The 24,923-nt window shown below is 75.3% G+C and carries 20 protein-coding genes, 1 tRNA gene and 1 pseudogene; 15 read left to right on the plus strand and 7 right to left on the minus strand.

All coding sequences use genetic code 11. The annotated features are described in order from the left end of the window. Positions 1-17: 17 nt before the first annotated feature. The 3 genes from OG309_RS29575 to OG309_RS29585 are packed head-to-tail and all read left to right on the plus strand — an operon-like array spanning position 18 to position 5,631. Complete coding sequence (locus OG309_RS29575; RefSeq protein WP_329425413.1) at positions 18-512, plus strand: cobalamin B12-binding domain-containing protein; 495 nt, start codon at positions 18-20, stop codon at positions 510-512. Beyond that, complete coding sequence (locus tag OG309_RS29580) at positions 509-3,766, plus strand: FAD/NAD(P)-binding protein (protein WP_329425415.1); 3,258 nt, start codon at positions 509-511, stop codon at positions 3,764-3,766. The genes OG309_RS29575 and OG309_RS29580 overlap by 4 nt, the downstream gene beginning before the upstream one ends. Further along, positions 3,763-5,631: an acyl-CoA synthetase gene (locus OG309_RS29585; RefSeq protein WP_329425417.1), complete on the plus strand. Its 1,869-nt coding sequence runs from the start codon at positions 3,763-3,765 to the stop codon at positions 5,629-5,631. The genes OG309_RS29580 and OG309_RS29585 overlap by 4 nt, the downstream gene beginning before the upstream one ends. Before the next feature lie 116 nt (positions 5,632-5,747). Here the strand turns inward: OG309_RS29585 and OG309_RS29590 are convergent, their stop codons facing one another. Further along, a complete protein-coding gene (locus tag OG309_RS29590; protein WP_329425420.1) occupies positions 5,748-6,332 on the minus strand; it encodes a TetR/AcrR family transcriptional regulator in 585 nt (194 codons plus the stop codon). Positions 6,333-6,472: 140 nt separating this feature from the next. Between OG309_RS29590 and OG309_RS29595 the strand changes: the two genes are divergently transcribed. Beyond that, on the plus strand, positions 6,473-7,021 hold the full coding sequence (locus OG309_RS29595) for a carboxymuconolactone decarboxylase family protein (protein WP_329425422.1): 549 nt from the start codon (positions 6,473-6,475) through the stop codon (positions 7,019-7,021). A gap of 150 nt (positions 7,022-7,171) precedes the next feature. After that, positions 7,172-8,185 (plus strand): LysR family transcriptional regulator, encoded by a 1,014-nt coding sequence (locus tag OG309_RS29600; RefSeq protein WP_329425424.1) that lies wholly within the window; start codon positions 7,172-7,174, stop codon positions 8,183-8,185. A 94-nt stretch (positions 8,186-8,279) separates the two neighbouring features. Here the strand turns inward: OG309_RS29600 and OG309_RS29605 are convergent, their stop codons facing one another. Continuing rightward, positions 8,280-8,735, minus strand: a complete 456-nt coding sequence (locus OG309_RS29605) for a tellurite resistance TerB family protein (RefSeq protein ID WP_329425426.1) — start codon at positions 8,733-8,735, stop codon at positions 8,280-8,282. An 89-nt stretch (positions 8,736-8,824) separates the two neighbouring features. Between OG309_RS29605 and OG309_RS29610 the strand changes: the two genes are divergently transcribed. Together OG309_RS29610 and OG309_RS29615 are read left to right on the plus strand one after the other, a co-directional pair. After that, on the plus strand, positions 8,825-9,163 hold the full coding sequence (locus tag OG309_RS29610; RefSeq protein WP_329425428.1) for an ArsR/SmtB family transcription factor: 339 nt from the start codon (positions 8,825-8,827) through the stop codon (positions 9,161-9,163). A gap of 97 nt (positions 9,164-9,260) precedes the next feature. Beyond that, a complete protein-coding gene (locus OG309_RS29615; RefSeq protein WP_329428598.1) occupies positions 9,261-10,598 on the plus strand; it encodes an MFS transporter in 1,338 nt (445 codons plus the stop codon). 68 nt (positions 10,599-10,666) lie between these two features. On the opposite strand, the gene OG309_RS29620 is transcribed toward OG309_RS29615, so the two are convergent. Beyond that, complete coding sequence (locus tag OG309_RS29620) at positions 10,667-12,112, minus strand: glyceraldehyde-3-phosphate dehydrogenase (protein ID WP_329428600.1); 1,446 nt, start codon at positions 12,110-12,112, stop codon at positions 10,667-10,669. A gap of 267 nt (positions 12,113-12,379) precedes the next feature. On the opposite strand from OG309_RS29620, the gene OG309_RS29625 reads away from it, so the two are divergent. Together OG309_RS29625 and OG309_RS29630 are read left to right on the plus strand one after the other, a co-directional pair. Then, positions 12,380-13,480, plus strand: a complete 1,101-nt coding sequence (locus tag OG309_RS29625) for a hypothetical protein (RefSeq protein ID WP_329425430.1) — start codon at positions 12,380-12,382, stop codon at positions 13,478-13,480. 161 nt (positions 13,481-13,641) lie between these two features. Further along, positions 13,642-14,508, plus strand: coding sequence for a DUF3592 domain-containing protein (locus tag OG309_RS29630; RefSeq protein WP_329425431.1), 867 nt, complete (start codon positions 13,642-13,644; stop codon positions 14,506-14,508). A gap of 75 nt (positions 14,509-14,583) precedes the next feature. Here the strand turns inward: OG309_RS29630 and OG309_RS29635 are convergent, their stop codons facing one another. Together OG309_RS29635 and OG309_RS29640 are read right to left on the minus strand one after the other, a co-directional pair. Further along, a complete protein-coding gene (locus OG309_RS29635) occupies positions 14,584-15,300 on the minus strand; it encodes a sigma-70 family RNA polymerase sigma factor (RefSeq protein WP_329425433.1) in 717 nt (238 codons plus the stop codon). Between the two features lie 120 nt (positions 15,301-15,420). After that, entirely contained in the window at positions 15,421-16,206 is a 786-nt protein-coding gene (locus OG309_RS29640) for a hypothetical protein (protein ID WP_329425434.1), read from the minus strand. Positions 16,207-16,441: 235 nt separating this feature from the next. Here OG309_RS29640 and OG309_RS29645 point away from each other — a divergent pair, with 235 nt between their 5' ends. The 4 genes and pseudogenes from OG309_RS29645 to OG309_RS29660 form a co-directional block, all read left to right on the plus strand. Beyond that, positions 16,442-17,569: an MFS transporter gene (locus OG309_RS29645; RefSeq protein WP_402547202.1), complete on the plus strand. Its 1,128-nt coding sequence runs from the start codon at positions 16,442-16,444 to the stop codon at positions 17,567-17,569. Next, positions 17,566-18,690 (plus strand): sugar ABC transporter permease, encoded by a 1,125-nt coding sequence (locus tag OG309_RS29650; protein WP_329425438.1) that lies wholly within the window; start codon positions 17,566-17,568, stop codon positions 18,688-18,690. The genes OG309_RS29645 and OG309_RS29650 overlap by 4 nt, the downstream gene beginning before the upstream one ends. 83 nt (positions 18,691-18,773) lie before the next feature. Then, positions 18,774-18,850: transfer RNA gene (locus tag OG309_RS29655), tRNA-Trp, on the plus strand. A 198-nt stretch (positions 18,851-19,048) separates the two neighbouring features. Next, a pseudogene (locus OG309_RS29660) lies at positions 19,049-19,342 on the plus strand (transposase); the annotation flags it as partial. Positions 19,343-19,404: 62 nt separating this feature from the next. On the opposite strand, the gene OG309_RS29665 reads toward OG309_RS29660, so the two are convergent. Together OG309_RS29665 and OG309_RS29670 are read right to left on the minus strand one after the other, a co-directional pair. Next, positions 19,405-19,944: a hypothetical protein gene (locus tag OG309_RS29665; RefSeq protein WP_329425440.1), complete on the minus strand. Its 540-nt coding sequence runs from the start codon at positions 19,942-19,944 to the stop codon at positions 19,405-19,407. A gap of 14 nt (positions 19,945-19,958) precedes the next feature. After that, positions 19,959-21,158, minus strand: a complete 1,200-nt coding sequence (locus tag OG309_RS29670) for an acyl-CoA dehydrogenase family protein (RefSeq protein ID WP_329425442.1) — start codon at positions 21,156-21,158, stop codon at positions 19,959-19,961. A gap of 157 nt (positions 21,159-21,315) precedes the next feature. Here OG309_RS29670 and OG309_RS29675 point away from each other — a divergent pair, with 157 nt between their 5' ends. Together OG309_RS29675 and OG309_RS29680 are read left to right on the plus strand one after the other, a co-directional pair. Continuing rightward, a complete protein-coding gene (locus OG309_RS29675; protein ID WP_329425444.1) occupies positions 21,316-23,199 on the plus strand; it encodes a CoA transferase in 1,884 nt (627 codons plus the stop codon). Beyond that, positions 23,196-24,905: a class I adenylate-forming enzyme family protein gene (locus tag OG309_RS29680; RefSeq protein WP_329425446.1), complete on the plus strand. Its 1,710-nt coding sequence runs from the start codon at positions 23,196-23,198 to the stop codon at positions 24,903-24,905. Before OG309_RS29675 ends, OG309_RS29680 begins: the two co-directional genes overlap by 4 nt. The last annotated feature ends 18 nt before the right edge of the window (positions 24,906-24,923 follow it).

Genomic DNA, 24,923 nt, shown 5'->3' on the forward strand with positions numbered 1-24,923 from the left:
CCGTCATTGGAGCCACCATGCACCCCTCGTACAGTCCGGACAGCGACAGTCCGCGCCGGGTCCTGCTCACCACCGGATCGTCCGACGCGCACACCTGGAACCTCGTCCACCTCCAGCTGTTCCTGGAGGAGCACGGGCACTCCGTGCTCAACCTCGGACCGTGCGTGCCCGAGCGGCTGCTCGTCGACACCGCCCGGATGACCAACCCCGACCTGGTCGTCCTGTCCTCCGTCAACGGACACGGCCACCAGGACGGCCTGCGCGCCGCGCGGGCCCTGCGCGCGGACCGGCGCACCCAGGACATCCCGATGGTCATCGGCGGCCTCCTCGGCATCTCGCCCGAGGGCGCCGAACAGCGCACCGCCGAACTCCTCGACGCCGGATACGACGAGGTGTACCCCGACGGCACCGCCCCCACCGCCCTGCTGCGGCGGCTCGGTGAGACCGGCAGGACGCCCGCGGTGCCGGCCGCCAGGCCGAGAGGCGCGTGTACCGGGCGGGCCGCGGCGTGACCCTTGCCGCGCAGCCCGATCTCGGCGCGTTCGTCCAAGAGGCCGCCCAGGCCGGAGAACTCGTCGTCCAGCCCCGTATGGGCATGGTCTCCCCCGAGGACATGGCCGCCGGCGTCACCGCCGTCGCCGACCTCCCCGAGCGGACCGTGGCCACCCTGACCATCGACAGCTACACCCGCGTCGGCGACCACGCCGCCGCCACCGCGGCCCTGCGCACCGGCCAGCCCCTCAACGGGTTCCCGCTGGTCAGCCACGGGCCCAAGACCACCGCCCGGGTCGCCTCCGCCGCCGGCCGGCGCACCCCCGTCCAGGTCCGGCACGGCTCCGCCGACCCGATGGCCATCTTCCGCACCATGACCGCCGCCGGACTCGCCGCGAGCGAGGGCGGCCCCGTCTCGTACTGCCTGCCCTACGGGCGCACCCCGCTCGCCGAGTCCGTCGCCGCCTGGCGCGACTCCGTGCAGTTCCTCACCGAGGAGAGCCGGAACCAGGGCCGCCGCGCCCACCTGGAGTCCTTCGGCGGCTGCCTCCTCGGCCAGCTCTGCCCGCCGTCCCTGCTCGTCGCCGTCTCCGTCCTGGAGTGCCTCTTCTTCGTGGCGAACGGCGCCACCAGCGTCTCCCTCTCGTACGCCCAGCAGACCCACGCCGCCCAGGACGCGGGCGCGCTCGCCGCGCTGCGGCGGCTCGCCGACGAACTCCTGCCGCCCACCGTGGACCGGCACGTCGTGCTCTACACGTACATGGGCGTCTACCCGCGGACCGTGCCCGGCGCCCGGCTGCTGCTGCGCCGCAGCGCCGAACTCGCCGTACGCGGCGGGGCGCAGCGCCTCATCGTGAAGACCGAGACCGAGGCACACCGCATCCCCACCGTCGAGGAGAACCTGACCGCGCTGAGGGTGGCCGCCGACGCGGCCCGCGCCGCCCGCGCCCGGCCGCACGTCGCCGGTCCGCCGGCCGCGGGCGGGGCGGACGCGGAGGAGATCCTGGCCGAGGCCCGCGCCCTGGTCGGCGCCGTCCTCGCGCTCTCCGACGACCTCGGCGTCGCGCTCCTGAAGGCCTTCGACCGGGGCCTGCTCGACGTCCCGTTCTGTCTGCACCCGGACAACCGGGGCGAGGCCCGCTCGGCCGTCGCCGCGGACGGCCGGCTCCAGTGGACCGACCTGGGCGCCCTGCCGCTGCTCACCACCAGCCGGAGGACCACCCCGATGACCTCGCGTCAGCTCGCCGGGATGCTCGGCCGGGTCGCCCGCGAGCACGACCTGGCGGCCGAGACCGACCCGCCGCCCGAGCCCGCCCCGCCGCCGGTGCAGCGCTGCCTCGCGGACCCGGTCCGCCCGCCGCTGCGGGTGGCCTTCGCGGGCATGGGACCGCGCGGCCTGTCCGTACTGGAACGGCTCGCCGCCCACTGCGCGGAGCGCCCGCCGGGGCGCCGGATCGAGGTGTACGCGATCGATCCGTACGAGACGGGAGTGGGCCGGATCTGGCGCACGGACCAGTCGCCGTGGTTCCTGATGAACACCCCGGCGCAGGAGGTCACCATGTTCTCCGGCCCGACCGACGCCGGCCCGCACCGGCCCGGCGCGGGCCCCAGCCTCGCCGAGTGGTGGGCCGAGGACGACCCCGAGCACGCGGAACCGGAGGGCTACGCGCCGCGCCGGGTCTACGGCCGCTACCTCGCGTACGTGATGGAGCGCGTCGAGGCGACCCTGCCGCCGTGCCTGACCGTGCACCGCGTCCCGGCCCGGGTGATCTGCGCGGACCGCGTGGAGCCGGCCGAAGGCGCCGCCGCCGGCCCCTTCGGCGCCGTCGGCGAGGGGACGCACCGGCTGCGGCTCGACCGCGGCGACGTCCTCACCGTCGACCGGCTGGTCCTCACCACCGGCCACCCCGTCAACGAACCCGACGCGCGGCAGCGCGCGTGGACGCGGTTCGCCCGCACCCACTCGACGCCCGCCCGCCCCGTCCGGTACGTGCCCGGCGGCTCCGCCGACGAGAGCGAGCTGGCCGACATCCCGGCGGGCGCCCGCGTCGGCGTCATCGGCATGGGGCTCACCTTCTACGACGTGCTGGCCGAGCTCACCCTGGGGCGCGGCGGCACGTTCACGGAGGGCGGCGACGGGCTGCGCTACCTGCCGAGCGGCAAGGAGCCGCGGATCCACGCCGGTTCGCGGGGCGGGGTGCCGGTGCTGACCCGCGGCCTCAACCAGAAGGAGCCCGGCCACCGCTACCGCCCGGTGCTCTTCACCCCCGAGCGGATGACGCGGCTGCGCGCCGAGCACGCGCCGCTCGACTTCGAGCGGTCCGTGCTGCCGTGGCTGCTCGCCGAGGTGAACACGGTGCTGCTCGCCACCCGCATCCGGCAGGTCCACGGACCCGACGCGGCGCGCGAGTTCACCGAGCGGGCGGAGGAGGCGCTGGCCCTGACGCCGGAGCTCCCGGTGCTCCAGCGGCTCGCCGCCGGCTACCGGGTCGACCCGCTGCCGCTGACCGGACTCGACGCCCTGGCCCGCCCGTTCGGCGACCGCCGGTTCGGCTCGCCCTCCGAGTTCCACAAGGTGCTCACCGAGTGGCTGCGCGCCGATCTCGGCGACGCACGGCTCGGCAACGCGGACGGCCCGATGAAGGCGGCGGCGGACGTCCTGCGGGACGTGCGGCAGACCATCCGCGGGGTCGTCGACTTCGGCGGGCTCACCCCGGACTCGCACCGCTGGTTCCTCACCGCGTTCGGGCCGGTCGCCTCGCTGGTGTCGACGGGGCCGCCGCAGCTGCGGTCCGAGCAGTTCCTCGCGCTCCTCGCGGCCGGCGTGCTCGAACCGGTCGGCCCGGGCGCCCGGTTCGGCACCGATCCCGTCGAGGGCCGCTTCACGGTCGAGTCGGCGCAGGTGGAGAACTCGTGGACGCCGCTCGACGTCCTCATCGACGCGCGCGTCCCCGGCACCGACATCACCGCGGACCGCGATCCGCTGATCCGCGGCCTGCTGGCCGACGGGCGGATCCGGTCCTTCGTCAACGCGGTCGAACGGCCCGAGGGCGGCACGTCGGAGTTCGCCACGGGCGGCATGGACTGCACGGACGCGCCGTTCCACCCGGTCGGCGCGGACGGGGAGCCGGACCGGGCCACCCATGTGCTCGGCATCCCGAGCGAGCACACCCGCTGGTTCACCCAGGTGGGCAGCGGGCGCCCCGGCCCGTGGGGTTCCTTCACCAAGGACGCCGACGCGATCGCCGCGGCGCTGATGGGAGGGGCGGAATGAGCGTCACGACAGGGCACGGTGCCGCGTACGCCGAGCACCGTGCGACGGCGGCCCACGAGGAGTACCGGGCCGCCCGGGACCTGCTGCTGCGGCTGCGCGGCGACCGCGAGGCGGCCTCGGCCGCCTTCCGGTGGCCGCGCGCCCCGCACTTCAACTGGGCCCTGGAGTGGTTCGACGTCGTCGCGGAGGGCAACGAGCGGACCGCCCTGGAGATCCTCGGCCGCCCGGCCCCGGACGGCTCCGTGCCGGTGGCCGACCGGGTCACCTTCGCCGAACTCGCCGCCCGCTCCGACGAGGTGGCCGTCTCGCTGGCGGAGGCGGGGGTGGTGCGCGGCGACCGGGTGCTGATCCTGCTCGGCACGCGCACGGAACTCTGGGAGACGCTCCTCGGCTGCATCAAGCTGGGTGCGGTCGTCGTCCCCGGCTACCAGGACCTCACCCGCGACGAGGCCGCCGACCGGATCGCGCGGGGCGGCATCAGGCACGTCGTCTGCTCACCCGAACTCGTCTACCTGATGGGCGAGTTGCCGGTGCCCGGCCTGCGGATGGCGCCGGGGGCGGCGGGGCTGCACGGCTGGACGGCGTACCCCGACACCCGCGATCCCGACCGGCGCCGGCCCTTCCTTCCTGCCGGCCCGACCCGCTCGGCCGATCCGTCCTTCTGCTACTTCACCTCCGGCACCACCTCGCTGCCGAAGCTGGTCGAGCACTCCCACGCCGGCTACGGCGTCGGGCACCTCTCCAGCCTGTACTGGAGCGGGCTGCACCCCGGCGACCGGCACCTCAACCTGTCCGCGCCCGGCTGGGCCAAGCACTCCTGGTCCAGCTTCTTCGTCCCCTGGACGGCCGGTGCCACGGTCGTCGCGCCCCCGGACGGCGGCCTCCCACCGTCCGTGCTGCCCGGCGTCCTCACCACCCAGCGGATCAGCAGCCTCTGCGCCCCGCCGAGCGCCTGGCGGGCGTTGCTCCCGTACGTGACGGACGGCCGGGGCGCGCCCCGGCTGCGGGAGGCGACGGCGGCGGGGGAGCCACTGACGGCGGAGGTGACGGACCGGATCGAGTCGGCCTGGGGGGTACGGGTCAGGGACGGCTACGGCCAGACGGAGGCCACCGCCCTCATCGGGCGCGCCCCCGACACCCCGTCCCCGCTCTCCCCGCTGGGCCACCCGCTGCCGGGCTACCGCATCGTGCTGCGCGACCCGGAGACCGGTCTGGTGGGGGATGCGGGGGAGGTGTGCGTGGACCTGACGGAGCGCCCGCCGGGGCTGATGCGGGGATACGTGGACAGGGTGGACAGGGAGGACAGGGAAGACAAGGGGGCCGGGGAGGACAGGGAAGACAAGGGGGCCGGGGAGGACAGGGAAGACAAGGGGGCCGGGGAGGACGGGGGTGACGGGGCCGGCGGCGCCGACCGTGGCCCTGCGGACGGGGCGGCCGCCGTCGCGGACGCCCGTACCGCGGCCGTCTTCGCGGACGGCCTCTACCGCACGGGTGACCGGGGCGAGCGCTGTGCCGACGGGTCGATCCGGTTGCTCGGGCGGATGGACGAGGTGTTCAAGTCGTACGGGCACCGGGTCTCCCCGATGGAGATCGAGGCGGTCCTGCGCACGCATCCGGCGGTCGCGGACGCGGCCGTGATCCCCTGCCGGGACGAGTTCGGCGGCCTGGCCCCGTACGCGGTGGTCGAGGCCCGCAACGCCTATCCGCCCGAGCTCCTGGAGCGGGAGCTGATCGCGCTCGCCGCGAAGCGGCTGGCCCCGGTGTTCGTGCCGCACGGCGTGGACCTGGTGCCGCGGCTGCCCCGTACCCGTTCGGGCAAGGTCCGCCGGGGCGCCCTGCGCCCGGGTGGCGGGGTGGTCGCCTAGGGGCGCCCTGCGCCCGGGGGGTGGTCAGGGGGCGGCGCGCCGAGTGGCGTGCCGCCCTCGTGTGTTGCGGGAGGGGTGCGCGCCGGCGCGTCGCCGGCCGGGCCGCCGACCGGTGTCTAGGGCGCGTCCGCGGCCGGTTCGCGTGCGGCGGTGCGGAGCAGGACCGTGGCGACCGCGCGGGCGCGGACCGCGGCCTCGGTGGTGCCTTCGCGCAGGGCCGTGACGATGGCGCCGTCGCCGAGGAGGGCGAGCTGGCGGGCGAGGGTCTCGTGCTCGTGGTAGCCGCCCTCGGCGAGCAGGCCGTCGAGGCGGGCGATGACCTTCTCCTTGTGCTCGGCGGCCACGTGGTGGGCCGGGCTCTCGGGGTCGGCCGTCTCGACCATCGTGTTGATGAAGGCGCAGCCGCGGAAGTCGGCCGAGGCGAAGCGCTCGGCGAGTCCGTCGAAGAGGGCGAGCGCGAGTTCCTCCGGATCGCGGCCGGAGGCCTCGATCCGGCCGTCGAGCCAGGCCCGCCACATGCCGTCGCGCCGCCGCAGCACCTCGACGACCACGTCGTCCTTGCTGGGGAAGTGCCGGTAGAAGGAGGCGCGGCCCACCCCGGACTCGGAGAGGATCCGCTCGATGCCGACGGCCCGGATGCCCTCCTCGTAGAAGAGCCGCTCCGCCGCGCTGAGGAGCCGTTCTTTAGCGTTCGTGGCCATACCAGACGGTACCACTCGGTTCCGTCGCGGCGTGCTGCCCGTACCGGATCGACCGCCTCCCGTTGCGCCAGACGGAACCGATCGGTACCGTCAGGATGGTACCGATCAGTTCCATCTTGGTCCGGCTCAAGGAGAGCTCCATGCCCCGCCTGCCCCAACTGACCGTCGACACCGCCAACGAGGAGCAGCGCGAGCTGCTCGAAGGCACCCTCAAGCAGCTCGGCAAGCTGCCCAACCTCTACGCCGCGCTCGCCAACGGCCCGGCCGCCCTGCGCGGATACCTCGCCCTGCGCGAGTCCCTGGTCGGTGGCAGCTTCAACGCCCGGCAGCGCGAGCAGCTGGCGCTCTACATCGCCCAGCGCAACGACTGCACCTACTGCGTCTCCGCGCACACCCTGCGCGGCGGCAAGGTCGGCCTGAGTGAGCAGGACCTGCTCGCCACCCGCCGTGGCGCCGACGCGGGCGACCCGCACATGGACCAGGTGCTGCGGATCACCGGCGCGATCATGGAGAGCGGCGGCCGCGTGAGCGACGCCGCCCTCGCCGACGCCCGCGCCGCCGGCGTCTCGGACGCCGAACTGGCCGAAATTGTCGGACATGTGGCGCTCAACGTGCTGTCCAACTTCTTCAATCACGTTGCGCAACCGGAGTTGGACTTTCCGTTGGTCCCGGCCCAGCTGGCCGAGTAGAGTCCTTCGCGGCCGACCAGGGGTGCCGGCGCGCGAGGGAGCGTGCCGGCACCCCTGTGGTGTGACAGACCGACTGGGGCGATCGAACGGGTGGCGTGACCTGCCATTCGAGTCCAGCTGCCGCCGGGGTGCGGCAAGGGGGTTATTCACGTGGACATCGACGCAAGAACCCTGAGAACTTTTCGTGAGGTGACCCTGACCGGGTCCTTCACCCAGGCGGCCCGCCGCCTCGGGTATTCGCAGTCCAGCGTCACGGCGCAGATGCGTGCGCTGGAGCGGCAGGTGGGGGAGCCCGTCTTCGAACGGCTGCCGAGCGGCGTGCGCCTCACCCGCGCCGGCACCGTCCTGACCGAGTACGCGCGGCAGATCCTCACCCTCGTCGGCGAGATGGAGACCGCCCTGCGCCGCCCCGCGGCCAACCCGCCGCGGATGACCGTCGGCATCGTCCCCGCCCTCGCGTACGGACAGCAGCTCGCCCGGGTGACCCACATCGGCCGACGCCTGCTCTCCGGCGTCCAGTTGGCGCTGCGGGTCATGGGAACCGCCGAGGTCCACGACGCCTTCCGCGCCGGGTCGATCGACGGCGCCCTCGTCCTCACGGTCGTCGAGGCCGACGACCCCACCGTGCTCTCCGCCGGGCTGCCCGACCAGCAACGCGTCGAACGCCCCGACGACCTCACCGAAGTGCGCGTCCAGGAGGTCGAGTTCGTCCCCGTCACCGGCGTCTCCCGGGCCCGGGGCCGCGCCTCGGCCGGCCGCCAGGTGGTCATCGCGGACCCCGACTGTCCCTCGCAGCGCTGGCTGCCCGAATTCCTCCGGCTCCGCTCCGACGGGCCGCCCGAGATCCACGAACTCGGCTCCATGGCCGGAGTCCGCGCCGCCGCCCAGTCCGGGCTCGGCTGCGCGATGCTTCCCATGGCGCTCGCCGCCTCCCCGCGCGAGGCCACCGGGCTGCGCCCGCTGCCCGGCGTCCCCCGGATGCGCTGGAACGCCTCGCTCGTCTCCGCCCGCGTCGACGACCGCCCCGCGCTCGACTGGGAGAACCTCACCGAGACGCTCCGTCAGGCCACCGCACTCGCCTGCGCGGTCGACCCCGGCCGCCGCGAGGACCCGGCCGCGCTCCCCGCCCTCGACCCGGGCGTCGCGGGCCGGCCCACCCCCTGATCGGGTGCCACGGCACACCGCTCCCTCCCCGGACCCACACCCCCGACCGGGCCCCGAGGGCGGCGGTGCGCCGTGGCACCTCTCCGCGCTCCCGCTACAGGTCGAACTCGTGCGGCGGCAGGTCGAGCGCGAAGCACGCCTCGCGGACCACGGCCTGCTCGGTCTTGTCGAAGTCGCCGTCGGCGCCGCCGATGACGATGCCGATCTGTACCACCGCGCGGGCCTCGGCCGGCTTCTTCTTCGCCTTGGCGATCTCCTGGAGCACGCTGACCTTGCCGAAGTCGAAGTCGGCGGCCAGCTTGTCGAGGTTGGCGTCGAAGCGGCGCTGCAGATCCGTCGCGTCGAAGTTCTGGAGCACCTCGTTGGAGGCGATCAGCTGGGCGACGCGGCGCCGCTCCGAGGGGTCGATCGAACCGTCCGCGGCGGCGACCAGCGCGCACATCGCCATGCTCGCGTCGCGGAACGCGCCGCTCTTGAGGTCGTTCTTCTTCGCCACCAGCTGGGTCTGCATCGTCGATGCGGACTCCTTGATGCGGTCCCACAGGGCCATGTGCAAGCACTCCAGACGTCGGTTGTTTCTACTGGCCTGTAGAACGTACCAGCGGGGCCGGTGGTTCCCGCCCTGCCTACGATGAGGACATGCCGGAACGTCAAACCCACGAGCGGAACCCGGGCCCGCCCGAACTCGCCGCAGCGGCCGCGGTCTTCGCCCTCCTCGCCGACCCCACCCGCCTCCAGCTCGTCTGGCTGCTCACCCGGGGCGAGGCCGACGTGGGTGCCCTGACCGAGGCGTGCGGGGCGTCCCGGCCCGCGGTCAGCCAGCACCTGGCCAAGCTGCGGATCGGCGGCCTCGTCCAGTCCCGCAGGGACGGGCGGCGAGTCGTGTACGCGATGCCGGACGGGCACCTCAAGCGGCTGGTGGTCGAGGCGATCAGCCGCGCCGACCACGAGGTGAGCGGAGAGCCCTGGCACGACTGATCCGGCGAGCGAGTGGCATCAACATGTGCGCAATCGCGCACATGTCGGCTACGGTGGAGACGTGCCGCCCGTGCCCTCCGCAGCGTCCGTGCTCCCGGTGGTCTCCGTACTGCGCCACCGCACCTACCGGCGCCTCTTCGCCGCCCAGGTCGTCGCCCTCCTGGGCACCGGCCTCGCCACCGTCGCCCTCGGCCTGCTCGCCTACGACCTCGCCGGCGCCGACGCCGCCGCGGTCCTCGGCACCGCCCTCGCCCTCAAGATGTGCGCCTACGTCGCCGTCGCCCCGCTCACCGCGGCCCTCGCGGCCCGCGTGCCCCGGCGGGCCCTGCTCGTCTGGGCCGACCTCGTCCGGGCCTGCGCCGCGCTGGCCCTGCCCTTCGTCGACCAGGTCTGGCAGATCTACGGCCTGATCCTGCTGCTCCAGGCCGCCTCGGCCACCTTCACCCCGGTCTTCCAGGCGACCGTCCCCGACGTCCTGCCCGAGGAGCGCGCCTACACCGAGGCCCTGTCGCTCTCCCGGCTCGCCTACGACCTGGAGAGCCTCGTCTCACCGGTCCTCGCCGCCGCGCTCCTCGCCCTCGTCCCGTACTCCTGGCTCTTCACCGGCACCGCCGCGGGCTTCCTCGGCTCCGGACTGCTCGTGCTCTCCGTCGCCCTGCCGCGCCCGCCCGCGCCCCGCACGGACCGCGACGGACGGCGCCCGAGGGCCGGCTCCGGGGCCCGGCTCTTCCTCGCCACCCCGCGCCTGCGCGCCCTGCTCGCCCTCGACCTGGCCGTGGCCGCGGCGGGCGCCCTGATCCTGGTCGGCACCGTCGTCCTCGTCCGCGACACCCTGGGCCGCCCGGCCGTCGACGTGCCGCTCGCGCTCGGCGCATACGGAGCGGGCTCCATGGGCGTCGCGCTGCTGCTGCCCCGCCTCCTCGACCGGCTCGACGAACGCCGGCTCATGCTGACCGGCGCCTTCGCCCTGCCCGGCGTCCTCGGCCCGTTCGCGCTCGCCCTCGCCGCCCCGCCCGGCGGCTGGTCCTGGCCCGCACTGCTCGCCGCCTACCTGCTCGTCGGCGCGGCCACCTCCGCCGTCCTCACCCCCAGCGGGCGGCTGCTGCGCCGCTCGGCCGCCTCCGGAGACCTGCCGGCCGCGTTCGCCGCCCAGTTCTCGCTGTCGCACGCCTGCTGGCTGCTCGCCTACCCGCTGGCCGGACTCCTCCTCACCCGCGCGGGACCCGCGCCCACGGCGGCGGTCCTGGCAGGGCTCGCCCTGGCCGCCGCGCTGGCCGCGGCCCGCCTGTGGCCCCGTGCGGACCCGGTCGCCCTGGCGCACGTCCACCCCGAGCTCCCGGCCGACCACCCGCACTTGGCGGGAGCGGCGGGCCCGCACACCCACGTCTTCCACATCGACGCCCTGCACCGGCGCTGGCCGGCGCCCGCCCGGTGACGCGGAACGGCGGTGGGGCGATCGCCCCACCGCCGTTCACGCGATGCAGTGCCGTACGGCCCGCCGGATCAGACCGCCGGAGCCGGGAAGGTCGGGTACTCGACGCCCGAGACGTGCTGGACGACCCGGATGACCTGGCAGGAGTAGCCGAACTCGTTGTCGTACCAGAGGTACAGGATCGCGTTGTCGCCGTCGACCTTGGTCGCGCCGGCGTCCACGATCGACGAGTGGCGCGAGCCCACGAAGTCCATCGAGACCGCGTCGGGCGCCGTGGTGAAGTCGATCTGGCGCTTCAGCGGCGAGTGCAGCGAGACGTCGCGGAGGTACTCCAGGACCTCCTCGCGGGTGGTCTCGCGGCCCAGGCGCAGGCTGAGGATGGCGATCGAGACGTCCGGGACGGGGACGCGGATCGAGCTGCCCGTGATCGGGGCCTTCAGGTCCGGCAGCGCCTTGGCGACGGCCGAGGCGGCACCGGTCTCGGTGATCACCATGTTGAGCGGCGCGGACCGGCCGCGACGGTCGGCCTTGTGGTAGTTGTCCAGCAGGTTCTGGTCGTTCGTGAACGAGTGGACGGTCTCCACGTGACCGCGCAGCACACCGTACTCGTCGTCCATGGCCTTCAGCGGCGGGACGATCGCGTTGGTGGTGCAGGACGCGCAGGAGATGACCTGCTCGTCCGGCTTGATCGTGTCGTGGTTGACGCCGTGCACGATGTTCGGGACGTCGCCCTTGCCCGGAGCCGTCAGCACGACCTTGTCGATGCCGGGGCGCAGGTGCTTGGACAGACCCTCGCGGTCGCGCCACTTGCCGGTGTTGTCGATGAGGATGGCGTTCTCGATGCCGTACGCCGTGTAGTCGACCTCGGAGGGGTCGTTGGCGTAGATCACGCGGATCGAGTTGCCGTTGGCGACGATCGTGCTGTTCGCCTCGTCGACGGTGATGGTGCCCTGGAACTGGCCGTGGATCGAGTCCCGGCGCAGCAGCGACGCGCGCTTCACGAGGTCCTGGTCGCCGCCGCCGCGGACGACGATGGCACGCAGGCGCAGGCCGTTGCCGGAGCCGGCCTTCTCGATGAGCAGGCGGGCGACCAGGCGACCGATGCGGCCGAAGCCGTACAGGACGACGTCACGGCCGTCACTGCGAGCGATCTTGTTGGCGCCGATGGCACCGGCGACGGCGTCGGCGGTGAACTCCGCCACCGACAGACCGCGGTCGTCGGCCTTGTACTCCGCGGCCAGCATGCCGATGTCGATCTGGGACGGGCCCAGGTCGAGGGTGGTCAGCGCCTCAAGGAACGGCATCGTCTCGGTGACCGAGAGCTCCTCGCCGTCGATCTGGCGGGCGAACCGGTGGGTCTTGAGAATGCTCACCACCGACTTGTTCACCAGGGAGCGGCTGTGCAGGAGGACGGTGACGTCCTGCTCCCGGTGCAGCCTCCCGATGATCGGAATCATGGACTCCGCGATCTCCTCGCGGTTCTTCCAGTTTGTGAACGAGTCCTCGTTGACAGTCACAGAAAGCATCTCTCGATCGAGCTAGGCAGTGCTCATATGCTAACCCGACGGTCATCCGGTCCTTCAAGGGGTCCCCGGCGAGGCGGTCGTCACGTCGCCGAGAACCGGCCATTCCGGTCATGAGCGGAGCGTGACCACGCCGCCGGGGCCGGGATGTCCGCTCGGAGGCGGTGACGGTCGCAACACCCATCCCAAGAAACGCCGTTGGGGAGCAGAAGGGCTCCCGGACGCCTACCGGACCGCGGCCCGGCCCGACACAATCCCCGTATGACGATCACGCCGGCCACCCCGAGCGCACCGCCGACGCGCCGCACCCTCCACCTGGGCCGCGGCATCCTCACGGGCGCGGTGATCGGGAGCTCGCTCGCCGCACTCGTCGTCGGCACCGTCCTCGAACACGTGCCCCTGCTGGTCGGCGGCCTGGCCGTCCCCGTGGCCTACGGGCTGCTGGTCCTCGCCGCCGGCGCGCCGGCGCGCGCACGCGAGGCGGCCGTCGTCCCCCGTACCGCGCTCGCCATGATCGAGAGCCTGCGCGCCACCGGCGGGGAGGCCAGCGACGTGCCCGTCCGCTTCGACCTCACCGTCGCCCCGGACGACGGGCCGGCGTACCGCGTCGAGTCCACGCAGTTCGTCAACCTCGTCGACCTGCCCGACTACAAACCCCGCGGCATCGTCGTCGTCCAGTACCCGCCGCACCAGCCGTGGGAGGTGAGGATCGTGAAACGGCCGACACCCGAATGGGAGGACCGCGCGTCCGGGGCTCGCATCGACTCCGTGCCCGGCCCGGTCCTGGCCGGCGAACCGACCGGACGCAGCGCCGTCGGCGGCTACCTCACGCTCCTCGCCCTGCTGCTCGGCGCGGCCGGCGTGGTCTTCCCGTTCCGGGCCGAACTCTTCGGCCCGGAGGACACGACCGCGCGACCCCCCTTGGCCGCGGGGCCCGCAGACTCCGGCACGTCCACCACGATCGTCTCGGCGGCGTCCGGTACGGTCGCCCTCGGCCCCGGGCAGTCGATGCTCGACGAGGGCGCGTTGCGCCGGGCGGTCGACTCGCTCACCGAGGGCGAGAAGAAGGGCCCGGCCCTCACCGTCGTCGTGCAGGACCGCCTGCTGACGGTCGTGTTCACCCCCACGGGCTCGCAGGCCCCCGGCTTCGACCTGGACGCCCTGCCCTACGCGCGCATCCCCGCCCTCGTCCGGGAGGCCAGGACCACCCTCGGCGTCCGCTCCCCGCGGACCTGGCAGGTCACCGCCGAGCGCCTGACCGGCGCCCTCACCCTCAGGGTCGGCGTGACCGGCGCCGACGGCGTCGCCTCGCTGGAGGCGAACGGCGACGGAGAGGTCGTGCGGCGCATCCGGGCGCGCTGACGGCCCGGGAGGACCCGGGCGGACCTCGGCGGTCCCGGGCGGTCCCGGGCGGGACGGGCGGGGTGGGCGAGACGGACAGGGCGGGCGGCGCGGACGGTCTACGGGGCCGACGGGGCCGACGGGCCGACGGGGTCGACGGGGTGGGACCAGGAGGAGCACGGATGGGCTGGCACGGATTTCTGGCGTTGTGGTGCGGTGTCCTCGGCACGTTCGCGCTGGTCGGATACGGGCGGTCGCTGGCCGGGGTGACCCGGGCCCAGCGGGCGGTCCGCGTCACGGGCCGGATCGAGCGGGTCGGGGAGCCGCGGCACGGGAGCTCGGGGAGCGAGGGGATAGCCGTGGTCGTCACCTTCCGCGACCCCGCCACCGGGCAGGAGTTCACCGTCACCAACGACGGCGAGCGCGGCGACCGGATCAGCACGGCCTGGACGGGACGGGAGATCGGCATCCGCTACCCCCCGGGCAGGCCGCACGCCTACCGCTTCACCGCCGACCCGGAGGCCGGCCGGCTCGGACTCGGGTGGCCCAACTTCGCGGTCTTCCTGATCTACGTCGGGCTGGTCGTCGTCGCCGCGGTCGACTGGGGCTGGCCCTGGTCGCTGATCGGCTTCGGAGTGCCCTGGACCCTGCTGGGCGCGACCTACCTGCCCGGGGCCGTGCGCGACACGCGCCGGCGCGTCGAGGAGCTGGCCTCCGGGGGTCCGGTCCCCGGCCGCGTCATCGCCGTACTGAAGGACGTCAGGATCGACGAGGACGGCGACACCCTCACCAGCCACACCCCGGTCGTCGCCTTCACCACCCACGAGGGCACCGCCGTCACCGCGTACCGCACCCACGGGCTGCGCGACCCCGCCCGCTCGCGCGGCCGTGACCTCACGATCCACTACCGGCCCGACGACCCGGCCCTCTTCACCACGGACCTCGCCGGCGAACACCGCTCCCGCACGGGCGAGATCGCGTTCGGCATCGCGGCCCTCCTCGTGGGGGTGGCGGCGGCCGTGGCGGGAGGGATCCTGGTCGCGGGGTGACGCGCACCGGCTCGTGACGAACCGGCCGAACGGCCGGTGCTCCGGGAGCACCGGCCGCACGCGTCCGACCCGGCGTCAGGCGGCAGCGAGTACGGGCGAGTCGCCCCCCACCCCCTCGTCATGCCTCAGCAGGGCGAGCAGTGCAGCCCGGGCCCGCGCCACCCGCGAGCGCACCGTACCGACCGGACAGCCGATGGCCTCGGCGGCCTCCGCGTACGGCAGTCCCAGGAGCTGCGTGAGGACGAAGGCGTCACGGCGTTCGTCGGGGATCGTGGCGAGGAGCTCGGTGAGGGCGATGCCGTCCTCGAATCCGGGCAGGTCACGGGGCTGCGCGTGCTCGGCGGCCGTCTGCCAGTCGTCACGGTCGGAGAGGCGGGGCCGGGCGGCGGCGTGCCGCAGACTGTCGACGACCGTGCGCCGCGCTATCGAGAGCAGCCAGGTACGGGCGGACGAGCGGCCCTGGAACCGGGGCAGGGCGGCGAGCGCTCTGAGGAACACCTCCTGGGTGAGGTCGTCGGCCGCCTGACGGTCGGCGCTGAGGTAGGCCACGTACCGCCAGACGTCCCGGTGCAGCGCGCGCACGAACTGGTCCGCCTTCGCCGGGTCCCCGTCCCGGGCCGCGAGGGCCAGCAGGGTCGTGGCCGCGTCGGACTCGGCGGAGTGGTGGGTACGGGCGTGAGGACGGGGCCGGGTGTCGGTCCGCGGGCCGGCCGGGGGTTGGGTCCGGGGCCGGTCGTGGTCGAGGTTGTGGTCGAGGTTGTGGTTGTGGTTGTGGTTGTGGGCAGGTTTCATCGCCACAGGTCCTTGGGTCCTTGAGGAAGGCGGAGGGTACGGCCTGCCGGAGGGCACGGCCGAGGCCCGAGCGGCGGCCGTGTGCGAAGGGCCGGCGGGCTCGGGGAACCAGCTGTCGGATCAGAGGACAGCGCCTGCCCGCGGAGGACCCCGCGAGACGAGGGAATGGGCGAGATGAAGCCGCCGGGGCGCACGCTCGTCACCCGGGCGTACGGGGCGGAAGCGCGGCCGGTCCACGGGAACGGGCCCGACGGCGAGCAGCAGCCCGAGCGGCCGGAACAGCCCGGCGGGCAGCGCCCGCAGCAGCCGGAACGCCCCGCGCTCGCCGTACGCGAGCCACAGACCGCTGAGCAACGCGGCCAGGAGGTGCGCCGCGACCATGCCGGAGGACGCGGAGAGCGAGGAGCCCGGCAGGTCGCCGAGGGAGGACACCATCGACGCCATGTCGTGGGCGTCGGACGCGGCCGGCAGATGCGCCGAGGTCAGATGACCCGTGTGCCCGGACTGGCCCATGTCCAGCCCGAGATGGGGCAGGTGCCCCATGGTGAGGGAACCCATGTCGCCGGAGGACACGACGCCGGAGGACACGACGCCGGGCCCGGACCCGGCCCCCGCGCCCATGTCCGGGCCGGCGTGCGGCGCCGTGCCGCCGTCGGACTGCGCCCAGGAGAACGCCGAGTGCAGCACCGACTGCACCGCCACGGCCGCCGTCGTCACCGCGCACAGGCCCCGCTCGCGGCCGCCCACGGCCCAGGCCGCCGCCGCCGTCGCCGCGAAGGCCGCGCCCAGCACCCAACCGGCCACAGGGCGGCCCGACATCAGGATGTGGCCGGTGGCCGCGAGCAGCACGCAGACGGCCGCGAAGAGGGCGGCCCGTACCGCACGCGCTAATCGGCCCGGTGTCATGGCGTGCTCATCCTCGCACCCCTCCCCGGTGGCCTGCCCGCTCCCTCGAACCGTGGAGAACATGCCTACGCGACATGTGGTCCGTCCCACAAGAGGGCCCGGGAACTCCCCGGCCGCCCCGGCCGACTCCTCCTCCCGGAGACGCCCCGGAGGCACCGGGCGCGGCACGGGGGAGGAGTGGCGGTTGAGCGACGAGCGCCCGGCGCGCGGGCTGACCGCGCTGCTCACGACGGCCATGGCGTTCTCGATGATGCAGCTGTTCCTGCTCGGCGCGCTGGGGCCGCGCCTGGTGGAGCGGTTCGGCATCTCCGAGACCCTGCTCGGCCTGACCACCACCGTCGGTTTCGGCACGGCCGCCGTCCTGTCGCCGCTCGGCGGACGGATCGTCGACCGGGTCGGCCCCCGGCGCGCGCTCGTCACCCTGCTCGCGCTCTCCGCCCTCGCCCTCGCGCTGATCGGCGCCGCGCCCGGACCGGGGTTCCTGCTGGCCGCGGTCGCGCTGGGCGGCGTACCCCAGGCGCTGGCCAACCCGGCGACCAACAAGGCGATCCTGGCCGCCGTTCCGCCGGCCCGCAGGGGCGCGGTCACCGGCACCAAGCAGTCCGGCGTGCAGGTGGGGGCGTTCGCGGCGGGGCTGCCGCTCGCCTCCGCGGCGGGGGCGCTCGGCTGGCGGGGCGCGGTGTGGGCGGCGGCCGCGGTGGCGCTGCTCGCCGCCGTGTGGGCCTGGCACACGGTGCCGCCGCACATGTCTCCCGCACCCACCACGCCCGGCGGCCCGACGGCGGGGGACCGGCGCACGGTGGGCTGGCTCGCCGCCTTCTCCGTCTTCCTCGGCGCGGGCATCGCGTCCGTCAACACCTACCTCGCCCTGTTCGGCGCCGGGCGGCTCGGCATGGGCCCGGCCGTGGCGGGCGCGCTGGTCGCCGTCCTCGGCGTCGCCGGCATCGCGGGCCGCGTCGGCTGGTCCCGCGCCGCCGCACCCGGCCGGGCCCCGTGGCTGCCCGGCGGGCTCGCCGCCGGCGCCGTGGCCGCCGCCGCGCTCCTGGCCCTCGCCGAACACGCCCCGCCGCTGGTGTGGGCGGGGGCGGTCGCCGTGGGCGTGTTCGCCGTCGCGGGCAACGCCGTCTCGATGGTGCTGGTGCTCCAGCGCTCCGCCCCCGGCCGCGCCGGACAGGACTCGGCGCTGGTCGCCGCGGGCTTCTTCACCGGATTCGCCGTGGGCCCGCCGCTGTTCGGGACGCTCGCGGCCGGCGGCCGGTACGACCAGGGCTGGCTCCTGGTCGCGGCCGAGTTCGGCGCCGCCGGCGCCGTCGCCCTCACCTGGGCGCTGCGGGACCGCCGTACGAGGGAGAGCGTCGCGTGACCGCACCGGACTGGGCCGAGTCGGCCCTCGCACTGCTCCTCCACCGGGCGGGACGGACCGCCCGACAGGTCGGCTCCCGCTTCCCGTTGTACGCGGAGCCCGGCGACGGGCGTTGGACGACGACCGGCCGCGGCTCCTGGACCGGCGGCTTCTGGGCCGGGCTGCTGTGGCTGCGCGCCCGGCACCGGGCCGGAGTCGCCCCGTCCGACGTCCTCGCCGCCTCCGCCTGTACGGCCCGTCTCGCGCCCTGGGCCGCGGCCGACACCGCGACCCGCGGGCTCATCCTCTGGTACGGGACCGCGCTGGCCTTCGACGACAAGGGCGCCGACGCCCTCAGGGCCCGCGCGGCCCGGACCGTGCTGGAGGCGTGGGAGCCGCGCCACGGCCTCGTCCCGTGGGGCGCGGCGCTCGGCGGCGAGCGCCTGCGGGCCAGGGCGGACGGCGTGCCCGGCCTCGTACCCCTGCTCGCGGCCGCGGGCGCCGAAGGCGAACGGGCGGCCGACGCGCACCTGCGCCGGCACCTCGACCTGTGCCTGCCCGGCGACGGGCGGTGCCCCCAGCCCTCCTGGCGTTACGACGAGGCGTCCGCCACCTGGGCCGCGGAACCCGAACCGGCCCCCGGCTGGACCCGAGGCGAGGCCTGGCTCCTCCTCGCGGTGGCCGACGGCCTCCTGGGCGTGGGCGCGAACCGGTCGGGGACCGGCTCCGTCCCCGACCGGCGTCCCGGCACCGCGACCCTGTCCGAAGCGGCCGAACAGCTCCTCTGCACGGGTGAGTTCCTGGCCGGTCCCCTCATCCCGCCCGCCGACGCCCGCCACCCCGACGGTCCCCTCGACACCTCCGCCGCCGCGATCGCCGCGGTGGCCCTCCGCAAACTCGCCCTGGTCCCCGACGCCCCCTGGGCCACCGCCTGCACCGCCCGCTCGGACGCGATCCTCCACCGTCTCGTCCACGCCCACCTCACCCCCTCGGGCGGCACCCGGCCGGGCGGCATGCTCCTGGACGGGTGCTACGACTCGACCGAACGCACCGCCGTCTGGCACGAACTCGTCTGGGGCGACTTCTTCCTGGCCCTGGGCCTCGCCGCGCTCCGCGGCGACGTGGACCTGACGCGGGTCTGAGGAGCCCCGCACCCGGCGGCGCCGGGGCACCGGGAAACGAGTTGGCGTGCCCTGCCCGGAAGATGGCATGCTGGCACCCGCAGAGGGGTGTAGCTCAGATGGCCAGAGCGCCGGTCTCCAAAACCGGATGCCGCAGGTTCGACTCCTGTCACCCCTGCCACCGACAGCGCCCCCACCTTCCGGGTGGGGGCGCTGTCGCGTCTGGTCACCGGACCACGCGCCGAACGGCGGCGGGGTCGGTGGGGCCCAGGGCCGGACGGCGGGGCGTGCGCGTGGAGTTCGGGTGGCGTCCGAGTGGTGTCCGGGTGGAGTCCCGGGCAGGGCGTGTCCCCCGGGCGGGTCGGCCGGTTGACCGGGCGTGTCCGTCCGGCTCGTGATCACCGATGCGATGTGGGACCGGATCGAGCCGCTGATGCCGGCCGATCCGGTCCACGGGCGGCCGTGGGCCGACCACCGCCGCACCCTTGAGGCCATCGCCTGGAAGTACCGCACCCGCTCGCCCTGGCGGGAGCTGCCCGGCGAGCTCGGGTCCTTCCAGACCGCGCACCGGCGGCTGACCAGATGGGCCACGGACGGCACGTGGGAACGGGTCCTCACCGTCGTCCTCACGGAGGCGGACGCCGCCGTCGACGACATCGGCTGGACCGTCTCGGCAGGGGGCCACCGCTCGCCGCGCCCGTCAGCGGCCGACGGAACGGGCCCCCGGCTCCGGGTCTAGCCCAGCCACTCCCGCAGCAGTTCCTCGCGCTCCGAGCGGCGGGGGGTGCCGCCCTCCCGCGTGCGGCCCCACTGCGCCATCGTCGCCAGCGTCGTCTCCAGGGTCGCCTCGCCCTCCGTCAGCCGGGACAGGAGCGTGCGGGAGAGGTCGGCCTCGGCCTGGGAGTAGCCCCGGGCGGCGGCCACGTACGCCATCAGTTCGTGGACGCCGTCGGCCGTCTGCACACCGACCGTCATCAGCGGCGGCACGTCGCCCCCCAGGCCCGCGCCGCCGGCCATGGCCAGCTCCAGCACCGTGCCGAGGGCCAGGTCCTTGACCGCGCCGACCTGCCGCATCAGCGTGTTCAGCGGGACGCCCGACACCGTCAGGTCCCGCACGTCCTCCCACAGGTGCAGGCGGGACTGCCCGTCGCCGAGGCCGACCACCGCCTCCGGGGTCAGACGCACTCCGGGCGCATGACCGGACGGCTTCGCGCCCACGTACACGTCGCCCTCGGCGATCCAGAACAGGCCCACCATGGCCATGCTTGTGCTCACTCTTCTTCCGGCGGTCAGGTCGCCCACGGGAACGGACGGACACCCCCGGAAGTTCCCTGGTCACGCAGCACCCTGCGCGCCACCGACGTGATGTGCAGCTCGTCCGGGCCGTCGAGGACGCGGGCCGTGCGGCCGCTGCGGAGCAGGGCGGGGAGCGCGGTGTCCGGGCCGAGACCCGCCGCGCCGAAGACCTGGACGGCACGGTCCGCCACGTCCTGCAGGGTCCGGGCCGCCGCCGTCTTCGCCAGACCCACCTCCACATGGGCGTCGCGGCCGGCCGCGACCAGGGCCATCGCCTCGTACACCAGGGGCCGGGTGGAACGCAGGGCCAGCAGCGCCTCGAAGACGTGCCGCTGGACGAGCTGGCGGCCCGCCAGCGGACCCCGGACGCCCTGCCGGGCGACGGCCCGCCCGCAGAGCAGGTCGAAGGCCCGCCCTGCCTGTCCGAGCCACCGCAACGCCCGCAACGTGCGCCCCAGTTGCAGCCGTTCGCCCGCCACCGCCAGTGCCCCGCCCAGCGGACCCACCAGATGGTCCTCGTCGACCCGCACCCCGTCCAGGGCGATCTCGTACTGCCCGGTCGCACCGAACACCGGCAGCTCGCGCACGACGCGGAAACCGGGCGAGGCGGTCGGGAGCAGGAGGAGCGAGAGGCCGGATCTGTCGCCGGGCTCCCCGCTCGTCCGGGCCAGGACGGTCACCAGGTCCGCGTCCAGGGCGTTCGACACGAACCACTTGCGCCCGCTCACGCTCCACCCGCCACCGGGCCGCCGCTCGGCCCGCGTCGCCGTCAGGACCGGCTCCGTGCCGGGCACGTCGGGCTCCGTCATGGCGTAACAGGCGCGGAGCTTCCCCGAGACGAGCAGCTTCAGGTGGGCGGCCCGCACCTGGGGCGAGCCGTGCCGGGCCAGCATCGTCACGTCCAGGAGGGGAGCCGAGCCCAGGGCCGCCGGGCCGTGGTCACTGGCCCCCTCCACCTCCGCGAGCGCCGCGTAGTCGCTCAAGGGCAGCCCCCCGCCGCCCAGTTCGGCCGGGAGCGGCAACGCCCACAGGCCTGCCTCCCGGGCCTCCTCCCGCAGGCGCGCCCTGATCCGGGCGGCCTCCGGACCGCCCGCGTCCAGCCGTGCCTCGCACGGGAAGACCCGCTCCCTCACGAACACGGCGACCCGCTCCCGCAGTCGCTCCACCTCGGTCGCGGCCGTCGGCTCCGTCACTGCTCTCCCCTCTCACCGGGTCTCACCGGGAACTCGGCAGAACACGCGTCCGACTGTCTGCCCGTGGGAGTGGTCGGGCCCCTCCGCCCACCGGTTCCCGCGCCCCGCCCCCCTCCCCATCCCTGCCCCCGCCCCCGAGACGCGCCAGGAGACGAGCATGCCGTCAGCGACGACGAACCCGCGGCCCGCCCGGCCCCTCGACGGGCTCCGCTTCGAGCTCGCCGGACCCACGGCGCTCACCTGGGCGGTCCGCGACCACCTGCGCCGACTGGGGGCGGGGGAGGGCGAGGGCGAGGGCGAGAGGACCGGGTGGTCCGCCGGCGGCTCCCGCACCGGCGAGGCGCGGTGCGTCCTCGGGGGCGGCGGGTTCCCCTCCGTCCGCGCCCGCGCCCGTTGGGGTGCCCCCGGCTCCGGAGTCGAGGACGAGGCCACCGCGCAGGCCGCCACCGGCGTGATGGGCGTGCACGGACGCCGCCACGGCACCCCGCGCGGCCTGGGCGTCGACCTCCTCGCCACCGCCACCGGCGTCCTCACCGTCCAGGGCCTGCTCGCCGCACTGATCGGCCGGGCCCGCGGCACCGCACCCGTCGGCCATGTGGACACGGCCGCCGACCGCACGGGCCTCCTCCTCGTCTCGCAGTACCTCGCCGCCGCAGGCGCCGACGAACCCGAAGCCGTCGAACTCGCCCCGGGCGGACCGCCGTTCACCTCCCGCGAAGGGGTCGTCTTCGAGCTGGAGACACTGGACCCGGGCGCCTGGGCCGCGTTCTGGCGGGCCCTCGACGCGCCCGCCGACGCGATACGGGCCGGCTGGCGCCCCTTCCAGTTCCGGTACGCCACCGCCTGCGCGCCCCTCCCGCCCGCCCTGCACGCGACCGCCCTCGCCCACGGCGTGGAGGACATCCGCCGGGCCGCCGCCCGCTCGGGCGCCGAGGTGTGCCGGCTGCGGACGCTCGCCGAACGCGCCCGGGAGGAGGAGGTCGGCGGGGTCGACCCGTGGGCGTTGCGCCCGCTCGGGCCGGGCGGGCACCGGCGCGGCTCCGTGCCGGGACCCGGTGCCGCGGCGGCGTCCGCGGGCGGGCCGCTGGCAGGGCTGACCGTCCTGGAGGCCGGGCGCCGGATCCAGGCGCCCCTCGCCGCCCACCTGCTCGGACTCCTCGGGGCCCGCGTCGTCCGGATCGAGCCGCCGGGCGGCGACCCGCTGCGCGGCATGCCGCCCGCCTGCTCGGGCGTCTCCGCCCGCTGGCTCGCCCTCAACCGGGGCAAGGACGCGGTCGAGCTCGACATCACGTCCCCGGGCGACCGGGACGCACTGCGCGCGCTCGCCGCCGAAGCGGACGTGTTCCTGCACAACTGGGCCCCCGGCAAGGCCGCCGGACTCGGCCTCGAAGCGGAGGACCTGAGCGTCGCCAACCCGGGCCTCGTGTACGCCTACACCGGAGGCTGGGGCGGGCGGCTGCCCGGCGCCCCCATGGGCACCGACTTCATGGTGCAGGCCCGCACCGGCGTCGGCGAGGCCGTCCACCCGGAGGGCGAACCGCCCGTGCCCTCCCTGATGACACTGCTCGACCTGCTCGGCGGCCTGCACGGCACCGAGGCCGTCCTCGCCGGACTCCTGCTGCGCGAACGGACCGGCCACGGCGTACGGGTGGAGTCCTCGCTGCTCGGCGCCGCCGACACCCTCCTGGCCCCCGCCCTGCGCGGGGCCGCCCGGGGCGCCGCCCCGCGCAGACCGGCCGGCTTCCGGGACACCCTCCCGACCGCCGACGGCCGGATCGCCCCCACCGACACCTCCGCCGCCGCGGCCGCCACGTACCCGCTCCACACCCTGCCGACCACGGAGGCCCTGGCCCTGCTCCGTACCCACGGCCTCGCCGCCACCCGTGTCGTCACCGACCTGGGGGCGTTGCCGGCGGGGGGCGACCCCAGGGGCAGCGGGTCCGCCGGGGGTGCCTTCGCCCTTCCCCCGTGTCCGCCCGGCCCGATCGGTCGTGACCGGCACGGGGCGCCCACCGTTCCCGACCCCTGGAGCTTCGCGTGACCGTCGTCCTGCACGATCTGCTGCCCGCCCGGCTCCGTCGCTCCTGGGCGGTGGCGGGGCTCTGCCCCGACCTCGACCTGTACAGCCTGTTCCGGGCCCGGCAGATCGCCGACCCGCACCGGACGGCCGTGATCGACGCCAAAGGGGCGCTCTGTTACACGGCGCTCGACCGCAAGGTCCGATGTCTCGCCGAGGGACTGAGACTGCTCGGCGTCGGGCCGGGCGACGTCGTCGGGGTCCAGCTTCCCGACGGGCGTGGCGCGGTCGTCGCCGATCTCGCGCTCGCCGCCCTGGGCGCCGTCGCCCTGCCGTTCCCCGTCGGCCGGGCGGCCCCGGAGGCGGAGTGGCTGCTGCGGCGAGCCGAGGCCGTCGCGGTCATCGCCGCCACCGAGCACCGGGGACGAACGCCCGCGGCCGACCTGTCGGCCCTCGCACCCACCTTGCCCGCACTCCGGCACGTCATCTCCGCCGGGCCGGGCCCCACACCGGCGGGAACGATTCCGCTGGCCAGGCTGCTCCGCACCGACCCCACCGGTTTCGTCCCCGCCCGCCCCGACCCCGACGGCGCCGCCCGCATCCTGGTCTCCTCCGGCTCCGAGGCCGCGCCGAAGATGGTCGCCTACTCGCACAACGCCCTCGCCGGCGGACGGGGCAACTTCCTCGCTTCCCTCCTGCCCGACGCCACCCCGCCCCGCTGCCTCTTCCTCGCCCCCCTGGCCTCCGCCTTCGGGTCCAGCGGCACCGCCGTCACCCTCGCCCGGCACGGCGGCACCCTCGTCCTGCTCGACCACTTCACGCCCGAGGCGGCGCTCGCGGCCGTCAGCGCGCACGCGCCCACCCACGTCCTCGGCGTCCCCACCATGATCCGGATGATGCTCGAACACGTGGAGTCGGCGGGCCCGGCCGCGGCGCTGCCGGCCCCCACCGCCCTCGTCCTCGGCGGCGCCCCCCTCGACGAGGCCACCGCCACGGCCGCCACGGCCGCCTTCGGCTGCCCCGTCGTCAACCTGTACGGGTCGGCGGACGGCGTCAACTGCCATACGGGGATCGACGGACGGGCGACGCCGACGAGCCCCGCCCGCCCCGCTGCGGCGCCCGAGACGGCCGGCCCGCCGCCGGCCGCCCCCGGCATCGTCGTCGGCAGACCCGACCCCCGGGTCGCCGACATCCGCATCGCCGATCCCGAGACCCACCAGCCGCTGCCCGGCGGCCGGATCGGCGAGATCGTCTCGCGTGGCCCGATGACCCCGCTCTGCTACGTCGCCGCCCCCGAACTCGACGCCCGCTACCGCACCCCCGAGGGCTGGGTCCGCACCGGCGACCTCGGCTACCTCGACGCCGACGGCCTGCTCCACGTCGTCGGACGGCTCAAGGACGTCGTCATCCGCGGCGGCGCCAACATCAGCCCCGCCGAGGTGGAACGCGCACTCGCCACCCACCCCCGCATCCGCGACGTGGTGTGCGTCGGCGTCCCCGACCCGCTCATGGGAGAGCGCCTCGCCGCCTGCGTCGTCCCCCGGGGGCCCGGCGCGGCCCTGGCGCTCCCGGAGCTCGGCGCGCACCTGACCGCGCGAGGACTCGACCGCCACAAGCACCCCGAGCTGCTCCTGCTGATCGACGCGCTGCCGCTCACCGCCGCGGGGAAGCCCGACCGGGGCGAACTGCGCCGGCGGGCCGCGCTCGCGCCCGTACCCGCGGAGGCGTGAGGGTGGAGGAGCGGAGGG

Source organism: Streptomyces sp. NBC_01268 (genome assembly GCF_036240795.1).
GTDB lineage: Bacteria > Actinomycetota > Actinomycetes > Streptomycetales > Streptomycetaceae > Streptomyces.

Excerpts from the sequence above, each read along its gene's own strand:
- OG309_RS29575 (WP_329425413.1), top strand. The coding sequence starts at position 18 with ATGCACCCCTCGTACAGTCCGGACAGCGACAGTCCGCGCCGGGTCCTG.
- OG309_RS29595 (WP_329425422.1), top strand. The coding sequence starts at position 6,473 with ATGCCCCGCCTGCCCCAACTGACCGTCGACACCGCCAACGAGGAGCAG.
- OG309_RS29610 (WP_329425428.1), top strand. The coding sequence starts at position 8,825 with ATGCCGGAACGTCAAACCCACGAGCGGAACCCGGGCCCGCCCGAACTC.
- OG309_RS29585 (WP_329425417.1), top strand. The coding sequence starts at position 3,763 with ATGAGCGTCACGACAGGGCACGGTGCCGCGTACGCCGAGCACCGTGCG.
- OG309_RS29630 (WP_329425431.1), top strand. The coding sequence starts at position 13,642 with ATGGGCTGGCACGGATTTCTGGCGTTGTGGTGCGGTGTCCTCGGCACG.
- OG309_RS29635 (WP_329425433.1), bottom strand. The coding sequence starts at position 15,300 with ATGAAACCTGCCCACAACCACAACCACAACCACAACCTCGACCACAAC.
- OG309_RS29645 (WP_402547202.1), top strand. The coding sequence starts at position 16,442 with ATGGCGTTCTCGATGATGCAGCTGTTCCTGCTCGGCGCGCTGGGGCCG.
- OG309_RS29675 (WP_329425444.1), top strand. The coding sequence starts at position 21,316 with ATGCCGTCAGCGACGACGAACCCGCGGCCCGCCCGGCCCCTCGACGGG.
- OG309_RS29625 (WP_329425430.1), top strand. The coding sequence starts at position 12,380 with ATGACGATCACGCCGGCCACCCCGAGCGCACCGCCGACGCGCCGCACC.
- OG309_RS29605 (WP_329425426.1), bottom strand. The coding sequence starts at position 8,735 with ATGGCCCTGTGGGACCGCATCAAGGAGTCCGCATCGACGATGCAGACC.
- OG309_RS29640 (WP_329425434.1), bottom strand. The coding sequence starts at position 16,206 with ATGACACCGGGCCGATTAGCGCGTGCGGTACGGGCCGCCCTCTTCGCG.
- OG309_RS29590 (WP_329425420.1), bottom strand. The coding sequence starts at position 6,332 with ATGGCCACGAACGCTAAAGAACGGCTCCTCAGCGCGGCGGAGCGGCTC.